Below are 14,005 nucleotides of genomic sequence, written 5' to 3' on the forward strand. Positions count from 1 at the left end.
AATGCGGCAATCAATGAAAAGCGGATGGCGTGTGGGTGTGAGGCTGGGCCTGGGGTCGGTCGCGCTGCTGGGGCTGGTGGCCTGCTCCGACGGCAGTGCAAACAAAGCCCCCAAGCCGGTGGCCGAGGTGGTGCGCACGGTGAGCGTGGCTCAGGTGGAGCTGCGGCCCATGGGCGGGGTGCAGCAGGCATCGGGCCTCTTGGTGGCGCGCGAGGAGATCGCCATTGGCCCGGAGCTGGGTGGCTACCGCGTGGCGGCATTGCTGGCCGATGAGGGCGATACGGTGCGCGCCGGCCAAGCGCTGGCGCGGCTGGACGATGGCCTGCTGCAGGCCAAGATCGCCCAGGCGCAGGCCAGCCTGGTGCAGGCCCGGGCGCAGGCCAAGCAGGCCCAGGCCGAATCGGCGCGGGTCGAAGGGCTGGACGGCCAGGGCGTGCTGTCGGACGAGCAGATCCAGCAGCGCCGCACGGCCGCAGCCAGTGCCACTGCGAATGCCGATGTGGCCGCTGCCAACCTGGCCGGGCTGCGCGTGGAGGCCGAGCGCATGGTGCTGCGCGCGCCGGTGGCCGGTGTGGTGCTGCAGCGCAATGTGCGCCGTGGCGATGTGGCCAGCCCCGGCGGCGAAGCGATGTTCCGCCTGGCGCGGGACGGCATGGTGGAGCTGGCCGCCGAGGTGCCCGAGGACCAGGTGGACCGCATCCAGCCCGGCGACAAGGTGGACGTGGCGCTGGCATCAGGCGTGGAGCTGGAAGGGAAGGTGCGCCTGCTGTCGCGCCGCGTGGACGACAAGACCAAGCTGGCCCAGGTGCGCGTGGTGCTGCCGGTGCGGGCCGATCTGCGCCCGGGCGGCTTTGCGCAGGCGCGTTTTGCCCAAGCCGCGGCCCCGGTGGCGGCGGTGCCGGAAAAAGCCATCCACTTTGAAGCCGGTGGCCCGCAACTGGCCACCATTGATGCGGACAGCCGCATCCGCAAGCTGCCGGTGAGCCTGGGCGCCCGCGCCCAGGGCTGGGTGGCCTTGCGCGATGGCCCACCGGTGGGCACCCGCCTGGCCTTGGGCGGCGGCGCCTTTGTGCTGGATGGCGACCGGGTACAGGTCAGCACAGCAGCCGAGCCGGCGGCTAAGCCCGCTGCAGCGCCAGCCGCTCAGGCCGCAGGCAGTGCTGCAGGGGCCGGAGGCCAGCCATGAAGCTGCGTATCTCCGCCTGGTCCATCCAGAACCCGATCCCCGTGGTGGTGCTGTTCATCGCCATCATGGTGGCCGGCCTGATGGCCTACCGGGTCATGCCGATCAAGCTCTACCCGGATGTGTCCTTTCCGATCGTGCAGGTGGCCGTCGCCTTGCCCAGCGCGGCGGCCACCGAGGTGGAAACCCAGGTCACCCGGGTCGTGGAAGACGGCGTGGCCAATGTGGCCCGGGTCAAGCATGTGATCTCTACCGTCACCCAGGGCATGTCCCTGACCGTGGTGGAGTTCGAGATCGGGCTGGACCCGCAGCGGGCCGTGGACGAGGTGCGGGCCGCCATTGACCGGGTGCGTGCCAACCTGCCAGCCAGCATCGAGCCGCCGATTGTGGAGCGGCTGGATTTTGATGCGCTGCCGTTGCTGACCTATGCGGTCACAGCGCCTGGCATGGACGATGTGGAACTGAACTGGTTCATCGAGGATGTGGTGGCGCGCAAGCTGGTGGCCCAGCCAGGGGTGGGCCAGGTCACCCAGGTGGGCGGTGTGGCGCGTGATATCACGGTGACCCTGGACCCCGCCCGCTTGCAGGCGCTGGGCCTGACGGCCGTGGCCGTGAACGATGCGCTGCGCGCCCACAACCTGGATGCATCGGGCGGCCGCACGCAGATTGGCGCGCAGGAGCAGCAGGTGCGTATCCTCGCTGCTGCCCCCTCGGTGCAGGAGCTCGAGCAGCTGGTGATTGCCACGCGCGATGGCCGCCATCTGCGGCTGGGCGATGTGGCCACGGTGGCCAGCGGCGCCAGCGACCGGCGCGGCTTTGCGGCCTTGAATGGCGAGGCGGTGGTGGGTTTTCAGGTGATGAAGACCAAGGCCGCATCGGACGTGGATGTGGAGAGGGCGGTGGCCAAGGCGGTGGCGGCCCTGGCCAAGGAGCAGCCGGGTGTCTCCTTCCAGCTGGTGTCGTCGGGCGCCAAGAACACCCGCGATAGCTTTGACGCCACGGTGGCGACCTTGCTCGAAGGCATGCTGCTGGCGGCGGTGGTCGTCTTCATGTTCTTGCGCGACTGGCGCGCCACGGTGATTGCCGCCGTGGCCATGCCGATCTCGCTGATCCCGACATTTGCGGTGATCCATTGGCTGGGCTATTCGCTCAACATGCTGTCCTTGTTGGCGCTGACCCTGGTGATCGGGGTGCTGGTCGATGACGCCATCGTCGAGGTGGAGAACATCCAGAAGCGGGTGCAGGCGGGGGCATCGCCCTGGCGTGCCGCCATGGAAGGGGCGGACGCCATTGGTCTGGCGGTGGTGGCCACCACATTGGCGATTGCCGTGGTGTTCTTGCCGGTGGCATTCATGGGCGGCTATGCCGGGCCGTATTTCCGCGAGTTCGGGGTGACAGTGGCCGTGTCGGTGATGTTCTCGCTGCTGGTGGCGCGCCTCTTGTCGCCGCTGATGTGCGCCTATCTGCTCAAGCCCTCGGCGCAGCCCCATCCGCACAAGCCCTTTGTGGGCCGCTACCGCCGGCTGCTGGAATGGGCGCTGGCGCACCGCTGGTTGTCGCTGACGGCCGGTGTGCTGATCTTTGTCGGCTCGCTGATGCTGGCCTCGCTGCTGCCCACCGGCTTTGCGCCCAAAGGGGATGGCGGCACGGTGCAGATCAGCCTGCAAGGCCCGCCGGGCGCCACCACCGAGGACATGCGCGCCTCGGCCGCCAGCCTGACCCGCTTGCTGCGCCAGCAAGGTGATGTGCAGGACGTGTTTGTCAGCGTGGGCAGCAGCCAGCGCGATGGCGATCCGCGCAAGGGCTCGGTGATTGTGCAGCTGAAGTCGTCGCGCTCGATGACGACCAAGGCCTTCCAGGACCATATGCGGCCCTTGCTGCTGCAGGTGCCGGATGTGCGGCTGAGCTACAGCGAAAGCGAAGGCGGCGGCACGCAGAACCTGCAGGTGATCCTGGGCGGCCACGATGGCGAGCTGCTGCGGCGCACGGCCGCCGATGCTGAGCGACAGCTGCGCAGCCTGCCGATGCTGGCCAATGTGCACCAGGTGGCGCCCAACCCCGGCCCCGAGCTGGTGATACGGCTCAAGCCCGATGCAGCCGCCCGCCTGGGCGTGACCCCCGATGTGGTGGCCGAGGTGGCACGCATGGCCAGCCTGGGCGATCTGGATGCGACGGCATCCAAATTCAACACCGGGCGCCAGCGTCTGTCGGTGCGGGTGCGCCTGCCGCAGGATGCGCTGCGCGATCTGGACAGCATTGGCGCGCTGCGCGTACCCACGGGGCAGGGCGGCACGGTGCCCCTGTCGGCGGTGGCGGACATGCATTTCCAGGTGGGCGAGTCGCACATCGACCGCTTTGACCGCGAGCGCCGCATCACCTTGGAGGCGGAGGTCAATGGCGTGTCGCTGGGCCAGGCCAATGCGGCGGTGGATGCGCTGCCGTTCCTGAAGAACCTGCCCGCAGGGGTATCGCGCCCGCTGTATGGCGATGCCGAGGGCATGCAGGAGCTGTTTGCCAGCTTTGGCCTGGCCATCATGGCGGGGGTGGGGCTGATCTTTGGCGTGCTGATCCTGCTGTTCCGCAGTTTTGTCAAACCGGTGGTCATCCTGGCGGCGCTGCCGCTGTCACTGGCAGGCGCCTTTCTGGCCTTGCTGGCAACGGGTGGGGAGCTGAACCTGCCGGTGCTGATTGGCTTGCTGATGCTGATGGGCCTGGCGGCCAAGAACTCGATCCTGCTGGTGGAGCATGCGGTGGAGGCCGAGCGCATGGGCAAAAGCCAGACGGAGGCCTTGCTGGAAGCCGCGCATGTGCGGACCCGGCCGATCATCATGACGACGATTGCGATGGCCATGGGCATGCTGCCGACGGCGCTGGGCGTGAGCAGCGGTTCGGAGTTCCGCCAGCCGCTCGCCGTCGCTGTCATCGGCGGGCTGGTGTCGTCCACGGCGCTGTCACTGGTGCTGGTGCCGGTGGTCTACGCGGTGATGGATGATTTCGAGTACTGGCTGCGGCCCAAGCTGGCCCGCTGGGTAACTCTGCCGAGCGCCCAGGAACAGCAAGAGACGCTGCAGACCGGCGCATGAACGGCGGGCGCCTGCGCTGGATCTCTCATCGCCAGGCCGGGCGGCAGGGACGCAGACCGGGAGGGCGCCCCATCATGCCCGGTCTGCGGGGGCGGCTGTGCAGTGCGGTGCCCGTGCGTTGCGATGGCTCGGGCCAATAAAAAGCCCGCTTGAAGCGGGCGGCGTCTCAGGAGCCTGTGTCCTTCCAATGGGGGACAGTAATGGGACTGGTGAGTTGGTCAATCTTGGCATCAATCAGCATCATCTTGGCGTGCTCGGGCGTACCTTCCTGTGGATTGCGCATCAAGAGACTGGCGCCCTCAGCTTTGAGCTGGTCTAGGTACTCGTCTCTGGCGGCATCCTCTTGCTTTCGCTGCAACACGGCATACCTTCCTGTCAGTGCCACGTACATGGGCACCAACATGGTCAGGTTAACCGTTATGCAGGAATTGTCCTATAGGGTTTGGCAATAAATCTATATTGTTACCGCTTGATGCCTGTTTTCGCATGCGCTTGATCGCAGGGCCGCCTCTTTGGAGCTTCATTCTCTCCTCTGAAACTCTAGGCAGTGGGTTTTTTGCTGCCCTGGGGACGCCCGTCAGCAGCCCGCTCATCGGTGTCCACCAAACCGTCTTTCAGGTCCTGGTGCGCCTGTTCAATCGGCGGGGAAGGCTCGGGATTCACCTCTCCAACCGACTGGTCCCGTTCATGGGGCATCTTGGCGTGGACGCCCAGATCCTGGGGATGCTGCTTGCGGGTGGTGTTGATCTGGGTCTCTTCACTGGGCGGGGGGTTCTTCAGTTCTTTGTCTTTCATAGGTCCTCCAACAGCGGAGCCGCTGTGCCACCATCGTCGCCCATCAGCCTTCCTTCCCCTGTAGGAAAACCTATCTCAGTCCATGTACGGCAATGCGGCAACTGTATCTTGCGCTGCGTTGTGCTGCGGTCAGCACATGCAGGCGGGCCGCATTCCTACATGGCCGGTGCATGGCTTTGGATAAGGTAATGACCGAAGCACGTTGTGGACGTGCGCACAAGAAAGGAAAAAGCATGTTCTTCAAAAAGCACCAGGTCAGCCTGTCGGATGTGAAGGGCGATGTCGACAAGCTGGTTGACGATGTGCGGTCGCTGCTGTCGGTCAAGGAGCTCGACGCGATCCCTGAAATCAAGCGCATCCGTGAGCGCATGGACGAAGGGATGGGGATCGCCAAGGATTCGGCCGCCCGCGCGATTGCCCAGACCAAACACACTGCTGCCTGCACGGACAAATATGCGCATGATGAGCCCTGGCGGTTTGCGGGCGCAGCCCTGGCCATCGGGGTGGTGCTGGGCTATGCAGTCTGCCGGCGCTAGATCGGTACGTAGTGATCGGACGGAGGCCATTGCGCTTCCCTGCGTGTAGAACAAAGGCCTCTGGCCGGTGCCCTCTTCAAGGGGTGCATCAGCCAGGGGCTTTTGGTTTTCTTTCACATGGTCATCTGATCCATTACGCCCATACCATCGCCGCTGCGCGGCCGGTACATCAGCGTGCAGTCGGCGGCAGCGGTGCTGCGCTGTCCAGCGGCGCCTGCGGAGGTGTCTGCAGGGGTGCCAACGTGGAGTCGGTCGAGACCGCAGGAGGCGCTTCCACCTGGCGAATGCGTGCATCCTGCTGCGCACGCAGGTAGGCCTGTTCCGCGTCTCGCTTGCAAACCTTCACCGCCTCTCCGCGCATGTCGTTGCAGCGTTCATGGGCGACGCGGTAGTCCGCCTGGGCCCGGGCGAGCCTCACCTGGTATTCGTGCTCGGCGCCCCCTTGCAGCTTCAGATCGCGCTCGGCCTGCGCCACGCGCCGGCTGCCCTTGGCATCCTCTTCGCATATCTCACGCATATTGCCCTGCAGCGTGCGGCAGTGCGCCATCGTCTGCTCATACTGCAACGCGATGCGCTGGGTTTCTGCACGTGCCTCTTCGGCGCTCATCGCCGAGACGCTGGTGGCCGTGGTCAGTGCTGCGGCCGTGATCGCCATGGTGCCGGCCCTCAGGAAAATGGCGGTGTTCAAACGGTGGATAAACATGGTTCCGATGCTATCGGCGCGGTCTGCACCGCATTGAAGGTGCCCGCTTGCAGCGCCCGTAGGACGGGACAGTATTCATGGCTGCGCCGCAGCCGGGACCCGCAAAGTACCTGCCGGCGCCGATGGCAGCGTGTTCTGGCGCGGCCCCGGGACTTGGCTTAGATATGCTCAGAGGTTATAGCTGCTAGGCGGGCGCGTACGTGGCTCTTTGGCATGTCTCTCTCCAGAATGGATGGCACGAGACCACACCGGGAGAAATGCATGCCAACGGCCATTCCATGTCTGCTGATGCGAGGCGGCACCTCCAAGGGGCCGTTCTTCAACGCCGCCCATCTGCCCGACGATGTGGCCACCCGCGACCGGGTGCTGCTGGCCGCGCTGGGCTCGCCCGACCGCAGGCAGATCGATGGCCTGGGCGGGGCGCATCCGCTGAGCAGCAAGATCGGCATCGTCAGCCTGTCGACGCAGCCCGGGGTGGACCTGGAATTTCTGTTTGCCCAGGTGCAGCCCGACCAGGATGCCGTCGATACCCGCCCCAATTGCGGCAATATGCTGGCCGCAGCGGTGCCATTTGCGCTGGAGACCGGCATGCTGCAGCCCCGCGGCGATCGCGCCACCTACTGCGTGCTGAGCCGCAATACCGGCATGCGTACAGAGATCACGGTTCCGCTGGACAAGGGCCAGCTCGCCGAGCTTGGTGATGCGCATATCGATGGCGTGCCCGGCAGCGCAGCACCGATCGAGGTCCGTTTTCTGGAGACGGCCGGCTCGGTCTGTAAGCGCTTGCTGCCGACCGGCAATCCGCGCGACCGCTTCAACGTCCGGGGTGCGGGGTTTGCGCCGTTCATTCTCGACGCGACCTGTATCGACAACGGCATGCCACTGGTCATCTTCGAGGCTGCCCATGTCGGCGCGACCGGCTATGAGACGGTCGCCGAGCTGGATGCCCACATGGATCTGCGCCGCCGGGTGGAAGCGCTTCGCCTGCAGGCCGCCGTCGCGATGGGCCTGGGCGATGTGAGCGCCAAGAGCTATCCCAAGATGACGATGATCGCGCCGCCCCGCCACGGTGGCGCGCTGACCACCCGCAGCTTCATTCCCCATGTCTGCCACGAGAGCATTGGCGTATTGGCCGCCGTTACCGTTGCCACGGCCATCACCTTGCCCGGTACGGTCTGCGACGGACTGGCGGTGCGCTGTCCAGGCCCAGGCACCGAGCGGCTGTCGATCGAGCATCCCTCCGGGGCGCTGGCGATGAACCTCAGCGATGCAGCGGCGCAGAACCCCGCGTTGCCGAAGGTGGCCCTGCTGCGCACGGCCCGCGTGCTGATGCGCGGCGAGGTGATGGTGCCCAGCACCGTCTGGAAAGGGCCCGCATGAGGCGGCTCGCACCGGGCGCCGCCGAACGGCCCGCGCCTACACCCCCCTACACGCAAGGAGACATTCCGCATGATCATTGATGTACATGGCCATTACACCACTGCACCGGCAGCCTTGGGCCAGTGGCGGGATCTGCAGATGGCCGGCCTGCGGGACCCGCGCAAGGCACCTGCGGCCACCGATCTGCGCATCAGCGACGACGAAATCCGCGAGACGATCGAGAACAACCAGCTCAGGCTGATGCGGGAGCGGGGGCTGGACCTGACCGTTTTCAGTCCACGTGCCAGCTTCATGGCCCACCACATCGGGGATTTCGACACTTCAAGTGCCTGGGCCGAGGTCTGCAATGAGCTGTGCTTTCGCGTCAGCGAACTGTTCCCCGAGCACTTCGTGCCTGCAGCGATGCTGCCGCAGTCCCCCGGCGTCGATCCCCGCAGCTGCATCACCGAGCTGGTCCGCTGCGTCGAGCACTACGGCAATGTGGCGATCAACCTGAACCCTGATCCCTCCGGCGGGCACTGGACGGCCCCGCCGCTGTCCGACCGCTTCTGGTACCCGATCTACGAAAAGATGGTGGAGTACGACATTCCTGCGATGGTGCATGTCTCCACCAGTTGCAACGCCTGCTTTCACACCACTGGCGCCCATTACCTGAATGCCGACACCACGGCTTTCATGCAGTGCCTGAACAGCGCACTGTTCCAGGACTTTCCGACGCTGCGGTTCGTGATTCCCCATGGCGGCGGGGCCGTGCCCTACCACTGGGGGCGGTTTCGGGGTTTGGCGCAGGCGCTGAACACGCCACCGCTGGAGACCCATCTGCTGAACAACCTGTTTTTCGATACCTGCGTTTACCACCAGGCCGGCATTGACCTGCTGACCCGTGTCATTCCGACGAAGAACATCTTGTTTGCCAGCGAGATGGTCGGCGCGGTGCGCGGCATGGATCCGCTGACCGGCCACCACTTCGACGACACCAAACGCTATATCGAGGCCACGCCTTACCTCAGTGAGGAAGACCGTCGCCAGGTGTACGAGGGCAACGCGCGCCGCGTGTTTCCGCGTCTGGATGCCGTACTTCGCAACCAAGGGCGGTAAAGCGCCCGCCCACAGACAAGGAAATGCTTATGTATGAACTCGGCGTTGTGTACCGCCATATCCAGCGTGCGGATCGTGCGGCTGCCGACGGGCTGGCCTGTTTGGGATCGGCTACCGTGCACGAGGCCTTGGGGCGGGTGGGGCTGCTGCAGCCAGCGCTGCGCCCCATCGCAACGGGTCAGCAAGTTTCCGGGACGGCCGTCACCGTGTTGCTGCAGCCGGGCGACAACTGGATGCTGCATGTCGCCGCCGAGCAAATCCAGCCTGGCGACATCGTCGTAGCGGCGGTGACCTCCCCATGCAGCGATGGCTATTTTGGCGATCTGCTGGCCACCAGCTTCCAGGCGCGCGGCGCGCGGGGCCTGGTCATTGACGCGGGGGTGCGCGATACCAAGACCTTGCAGGACATGGGCTTTCCTGTTTGGAGCCGTACCGTGTCGTCCAAGGGCACGATCAAGGCGACGTTAGGCTCCGTCAATATCCCGATTGTGTGTGCCGGCATGTGGGTGACCCCTGGGGATGTGATTGTCGCCGATGACGATGGGGTGGTCTGCGTCCCTGCGGACAGGGCCGTTACCACGTTGGAGACCGGCTTGGAGCGTGAGCGGCTCGAGCGCAGCAAACGGGCCCAGCTCGCTGCCGGGGTACTGGGTCTGGACCTGTACCAGATGCGCGGCCCGCTGGCCGGCTCCGGCTTGCGCTACATCGACTGAGGAGCGCAGCATGCAGTCACTCCCCCCTAAAACCCCCGGCTGGCTGGACTGGCATCCCAAGCCCGCGAAGCCGCGCTTGGTATTGCCGCCAGGTGCGGTGGATGCGCATTGCCATGTGTTTGGCCCGGCGGCAGAGTTCCCCTTTGCCGCAGAGCGCAAGTACACCCCTTGCGACGCGAGCAAGCAGCAGCTTTTTGCGTTGCGCGACCATCTGGGCTTCTCGCGCAATGTGATCGTGCAAGCCACCTGCCATGGTGCGGACAACCGGGCGATGGTCGATGCCTGCAAGGCCTCGGAAGGCAGGGCCCGGGGCGTGGCCACGGTCAGGCGCGACGTCAGCGACCGGGAGCTGGAAGCGCTGCACCTGGCTGGCGTGCGGGGCGTGCGCTTCAATTTCGTCAAAAGGCTGGTAGACGTGACGCCGCAAGATGAGTTGCAGGAGATTGCCGAGCGCATCGCTGATCTGGGCTGGCATGTGGTGGTCTATTTTGAAGCGGAAGATCTGCCAGATTTGTGGCACTTCTTCAGCCGCCTGCCCACCCCTGTAGTGGTCGACCACATGGGGCGGCCCGATGTCAGCAAGCCCGCGCATGGGCCCGAGTTCGGTCTGTTTCTGCAACTGATGCAGGCGCATGACAACGTCTGGTGCAAGGTCAGCTGCCCGGAGCGGCTGTCGCTGACGGGCCCGCAGGCGCTGCAGGGTGAACAGCGCGCCTACCAGGATGTCGTGCCTTTTGCGCGCCGCGTGGTCGAGGCCTTTCCCACCCGCGTGCTTTGGGGCACCGACTGGCCCCATCCCAATCTGAAGGACCACATGCCCGATGACGGTCTGCTGGTGGATTTCATCAGCCAGATCGCCCCCACGCCCGCCCTGCGGCAGCAGTTGCTGGTGGACAACCCGCTGCGCTTGTATTGGCCCGAGGACGCGTAAATCCAGAGATGCACTTGTCTTGGGTTGGCTGCCTCCGTGCAGGCCAGGAATCAATAACAAACTTGGAAAGATAAATATGGCATTGGAAAAACCCTATCTCGATGTGCCCGGCACCGTTATTTTTGATGCCGACCAGTCACGCAAAGGGTACTGGCTCAACCAGTTTTGCATGTCCTTGATGAAGCCTGAAAACCGCGCGCGTTTCAAAGCGGACGAGCGCGCCTATCTGGACGAATGGGAGATGAGCGAGGAGCAAAGGCAGGCGGTGATGGCCCGGGACCTGAACTGGTGCATACGCACCGGGGGCAATATCTATTTCCTCGCCAAGATTGGCGCCACCGACGGCAAGAGCTTTCAGCAGATGGCCGGATCCATGACGGGGATGAGCGAGGAGGCCTACCGCGCGATGATGGTGGCCGGTGGCCGGTCGGTGGAGGGGAACCGGTTCATGCATGAGGCAGCGGGCACACCCGCCCAGCCCACAGGCGCAGGCGCCGGCAAGGAGGGTGTCTGACATGGCACGCATCAGCGCATCAGTATTTACGTCGCACGTGCCCGCCATTGGCGTGGCCATCGACCAGGGCAAGACCCAGGAGGCTTATTGGCAGCCGCTTTTCAAAGGTTATGAATACTCGCGCCAGTGGATGCGCGATAACCGGCCCGATGTCATTTTTCTGATTTACAACGACCACGCCACGGCTTTCAGCCTGGATCTCATTCCCACCTTTGCGATAGGGACCGGGGCCGAGTACTTCCCCGCCGATGAAGGCTGGGGGCCGCGCCGCGTGCCCAAGGTGGTGGGGCATCCCCAGTTGGCATCCCATATTGCGCAGTCGGTGATCCAGCAGGACTTTGACCTGACCATCGTCAACCAACTGGAGGTGGACCATGGGCTGACGGTTCCGCTGTCCTTGATGTGCGGAGAGCAGCCGGTGGACGGAGCCTGGCCTTGTCCGGTGATTCCCTTTGCGGTGAATGTGGTGCAGTACCCGGTGCCGTCGGGCCAACGCTGCTTCAACCTGGGCCGTTCGATCCGCAAAGCCGTGGAGAGCTTTGACGAGGACCTCAATGTTCAGATCTGGGGGACGGGAGGCATGAGCCACCAACTGCAAGGTGCACGCGCGGGGCTGATCAACCAGGAATGGGACAACTGCTTTCTGGACCAGCTCGTCCATCACCCTGCGACCTTGGCCAAGGTACCCCATATCGACTATGTACGTGAAGCAGGCTCGGAAGGCATCGAGCTGGTCATGTGGCTGATTGCGCGGGGTGCCATGGCGGATGTCGATGACCCGGCGAGAACGCCGACGGTCAAACACCGCTTCTACCACGTGCCGGCCTCCAACACCGCTGTGGGTCACCTGATTCTAGAGAACGGTTGAAAAACACTTATGTCGCTGATTTTCGGTATGTATCGCCCCGGCGCTCTCTGGGGCACCCAGACTTTCTGGAGGATGTCATGACACTTCGCAAGCTCAAAGTGGCGCTCGCAGGAGCGGGCGCCTTCGGCCTCAAACACCTTGAGGGCATCCGCCAGATCCCCGGGGCGGAAGTCGTCTCTCTCGTCGACCCGGATCTGTCCAAGGCGCGCGAGCTGGCCGAGCAGTATGGGATTGGGCATGTGGCCACCAATCTGCAGGACAGCCTGGCGCGACCGGAGGTGGATGCGGTCATTCTGTGCACGCCCACGCAGATGCACGCCAGCCAGGCCCGCCAGTGTCTGCTGGCCGGCAAGCATGTGCAGGTCGAAATTCCGCTAGCCGACCGGCTCGAGGATGCGCTGGCCGTGGTGGCCCTGCAAAAATCCAGTGGATTGGTGGCCATGTGCGGGCACACCCGCCGCTTCAACCCCAGCCACCAGTGGGTTCAGCAACGGGTGCAGGCGGGCAGGTTCAAGCTCCAGCAATTGGATGTGCAGACCTACTTCTTCCGGCGCAGCAATATGAATGCGTTGGGCCAGCCGCGCAGTTGGACGGACCATCTGCTTTGGCACCATGCGGCCCACACCGTGGATCTGTTCGCCCACCAGGCAGGCAGTCCCATTGTCCAGGCCCATGCGGTGCAGGGGCCGCTGCACCCGGAGCTGGGCATTGCGATGGACATGGGCATCGTGCTTAAAGCCGCCAACGGCGCCATCTGCACGTTGAGCCTGTCGTTCAACAACGATGGTCCTTTGGGAACCTTCTTTCGCTATATCGGCGATACAGGGACCTATGTGGCCCGCTACGATGGGCTGGTCAATGGCAAGGATGAGGCCATCGATGTATCCGGGGTGGATGTATCGATGAATGGCATTGAACTGCAGGACCGTGAGTTTTTTGCGGCGATCCGGGAGGGCCGCCAACCGCGCTCGAGCATCTCCCAGGTACTGCCTTGCTACCAGGTTCTGCATGCATTGGAGCAGCAGCTGCAGTAATATCCACCCAAGCCGCCGCTGACCGCCCGCACACGTTTCAGCGGGCGGTTTGGTTTTTGAGGAGAGATGATGAGTGAGCGTTCTATAGGCCCCTTCCAGGTTGGTCCCGTCGCGCTGGGATGCATGAACCTGAGCCATGCCTATGGCCACCCGGCCACGGCCGAGCAATCCCAGGCGCTGCTGCATGCAGCGCTGGATGCTGGCGTCGACCTGTTCGATACCGCAGCGCTGTATGGCTTTGGCGCCAATGAGTCGTTGGTGGGGCCGATCCTCAGGCCCCACCGCAGCCGGATCACGCTGGCCAGCAAGGGCGGCATGGCAGGCGTGCGGGGGGACGATGGCGTCATGCGCCGTGTGATCGATGGCCATCCCAGAACATTGCGCCGCAACTGCGAAGACAGCCTGAAGCGCCTGGGGACCGATGTCATCGACCTGTATTACCTGCACCGCTGGGATCCCCGGGTGCCGATCGAGGAGTCGGTCGGTGAAATGTCACGCCTGGTGGAGGAGGGCAAGGTGCGGGCGCTGGGTTTGTCAGAAGTCGGTGTCGATACCTTGCGCCGTGCCCATGCCACTTACCCGATTGCAGCCTTGCAGAGCGAGTATTCGCTGTGGTCGCGCAATGCCGAGCTGGGCACCTTGCAGGCCAGCCGCGAACTGGGCATTGCCTATGTGGCCTTCAGTCCGATGGGCCGGGCTTTTCTGTCGGGCAAATTGCCCGCCGGCACCACCTGGGTGCCAGGAGACATCCGTGCCGGCATGCCACGCTTTCAGCCCGAGGCCTATGCAGCGAATCTGCGGCTGCTGGCCCCCATGCAAGCCATTGCGGAGCGCGCAGACTGCAGCCTGGCCGAACTGGCCATTGCCTGGGTGCTGCACCAGGGCGAGCATGTGGTGGCATTGCCAGGCACCACCCGTATCGATCACCTGCATGAAAACCTGCGCGGTAGCCGGGTGGCCTTGGATGCTGCGTTGCTGGCCGAGCTTGACGCGCTGTTCGCACCCGAGGCGATCCGTGGTGACCGCTATGCGCTGGCCTCGCAGCGCGAGGTGGATACCGAGAAATACGCGTTTGAGCAGCGCTGATGCCAGGCTGATAGGCGGCTGGTAGCGCACGCAGAGCCTGAGGCAGATCACGCTGCCTGCAGGCTCTGCCATCTTTGGCTG

14 protein-coding genes are annotated in these 14,005 nt (G+C 64.6%); 11 read left to right on the forward strand and 3 right to left on the reverse strand.

What is annotated here, in order from left to right:
* Positions 1 to 13 precede the first annotated feature (13 nt).
* Positions 14 to 1,186 (forward strand): efflux RND transporter periplasmic adaptor subunit, encoded by a 1,173-nt coding sequence (locus ACCQ08_RS09400; protein ID WP_373449617.1) that lies wholly within the window; start codon positions 14 to 16, stop codon positions 1,184 to 1,186.
* The gene (locus tag ACCQ08_RS09405) at positions 1,183 to 4,266 is read left to right on the forward strand and encodes an efflux RND transporter permease subunit (RefSeq protein ID WP_373449618.1); all 3,084 of its coding nucleotides are present in this window, start codon (positions 1,183 to 1,185) and stop codon (positions 4,264 to 4,266) included. The genes ACCQ08_RS09400 and ACCQ08_RS09405 overlap by 4 nt, the downstream gene beginning before the upstream one ends.
* Positions 4,267 to 4,432: 166 nt before the next feature.
* Here the strand turns inward: ACCQ08_RS09405 and ACCQ08_RS09410 are convergent, their stop codons facing one another.
* Both ACCQ08_RS09410 and ACCQ08_RS09415 read right to left on the reverse strand, forming a co-directional pair.
* Positions 4,433 to 4,657 (reverse strand): hypothetical protein, encoded by a 225-nt coding sequence (locus ACCQ08_RS09410; RefSeq protein ID WP_312835483.1) that lies wholly within the window; start codon positions 4,655 to 4,657, stop codon positions 4,433 to 4,435.
* 149 nt (positions 4,658 to 4,806) lie between these two features.
* Positions 4,807 to 5,061: a hypothetical protein gene (locus tag ACCQ08_RS09415; RefSeq protein ID WP_373449619.1), complete on the reverse strand. Its 255-nt coding sequence runs from the start codon at positions 5,059 to 5,061 to the stop codon at positions 4,807 to 4,809.
* Positions 5,062 to 5,294: 233 nt separating this feature from the next.
* Between ACCQ08_RS09415 and ACCQ08_RS09420 the strand changes: the two genes are divergently transcribed.
* Positions 5,295 to 5,597, forward strand: coding sequence for a YqjD family protein (locus tag ACCQ08_RS09420; RefSeq protein WP_239812420.1), 303 nt, complete (start codon positions 5,295 to 5,297; stop codon positions 5,595 to 5,597).
* 169 nt (positions 5,598 to 5,766) lie between these two features.
* Here the strand turns inward: ACCQ08_RS09420 and ACCQ08_RS09425 are convergent, their stop codons facing one another.
* Positions 5,767 to 6,300 carry a hypothetical protein gene (locus ACCQ08_RS09425; RefSeq protein WP_373449620.1) on the reverse strand — a complete coding sequence of 178 codons (534 nt, stop codon included), beginning with the start codon at positions 6,298 to 6,300 and terminating at the stop codon, positions 5,767 to 5,769.
* Between the two features lie 261 nt (positions 6,301 to 6,561).
* On the opposite strand from ACCQ08_RS09425, the gene ACCQ08_RS09430 reads away from it, so the two are divergent.
* The 8 genes from ACCQ08_RS09430 (at position 6,562) to ACCQ08_RS09465 (ending at position 13,924) form a co-directional block, all read left to right on the forward strand.
* Positions 6,562 to 7,680, forward strand: a complete 1,119-nt coding sequence (locus ACCQ08_RS09430) for a 4-oxalomesaconate tautomerase (RefSeq protein ID WP_312461919.1) — start codon at positions 6,562 to 6,564, stop codon at positions 7,678 to 7,680.
* 69 nt (positions 7,681 to 7,749) lie between these two features.
* Positions 7,750 to 8,778, forward strand: a complete 1,029-nt coding sequence (locus ACCQ08_RS09435; protein ID WP_239812417.1) for an amidohydrolase family protein — start codon at positions 7,750 to 7,752, stop codon at positions 8,776 to 8,778.
* Between the two features lie 29 nt (positions 8,779 to 8,807).
* Positions 8,808 to 9,491 carry a 4-carboxy-4-hydroxy-2-oxoadipate aldolase/oxaloacetate decarboxylase gene (gene ligK / locus ACCQ08_RS09440; RefSeq protein WP_239812416.1) on the forward strand — a complete coding sequence of 228 codons (684 nt, stop codon included), beginning with the start codon at positions 8,808 to 8,810 and terminating at the stop codon, positions 9,489 to 9,491.
* 10 nt (positions 9,492 to 9,501) lie between these two features.
* Positions 9,502 to 10,422, forward strand: a complete 921-nt coding sequence (locus tag ACCQ08_RS09445) for an amidohydrolase family protein (protein WP_312416004.1) — start codon at positions 9,502 to 9,504, stop codon at positions 10,420 to 10,422.
* Positions 10,423 to 10,498: 76 nt separating this feature from the next.
* A complete protein-coding gene (gene ligA / locus ACCQ08_RS09450) occupies positions 10,499 to 10,936 on the forward strand; it encodes a protocatechuate 4,5-dioxygenase subunit alpha (protein ID WP_312526671.1) in 438 nt (145 codons plus the stop codon).
* A 1-nt stretch (position 10,937) separates the two neighbouring features.
* A complete protein-coding gene (locus tag ACCQ08_RS09455; RefSeq protein WP_312416007.1) occupies positions 10,938 to 11,804 on the forward strand; it encodes a class III extradiol dioxygenase subunit beta in 867 nt (288 codons plus the stop codon).
* A 77-nt stretch (positions 11,805 to 11,881) separates the two neighbouring features.
* A complete protein-coding gene (locus ACCQ08_RS09460; RefSeq protein WP_373449621.1) occupies positions 11,882 to 12,838 on the forward strand; it encodes a Gfo/Idh/MocA family oxidoreductase in 957 nt (318 codons plus the stop codon).
* Between the two features lie 69 nt (positions 12,839 to 12,907).
* Entirely contained in the window at positions 12,908 to 13,924 is a 1,017-nt protein-coding gene (locus tag ACCQ08_RS09465; RefSeq protein WP_312461923.1) for an aldo/keto reductase, read from the forward strand.
* Positions 13,925 to 14,005: the final 81 nt, after the last annotated feature.

The sequence above is a fragment of the Comamonas sp. SY3 genome, from assembly GCF_041730275.1.
Classification (GTDB): Bacteria; Pseudomonadota; Gammaproteobacteria; order Burkholderiales; family Burkholderiaceae_C; genus Comamonas; species Comamonas sediminis.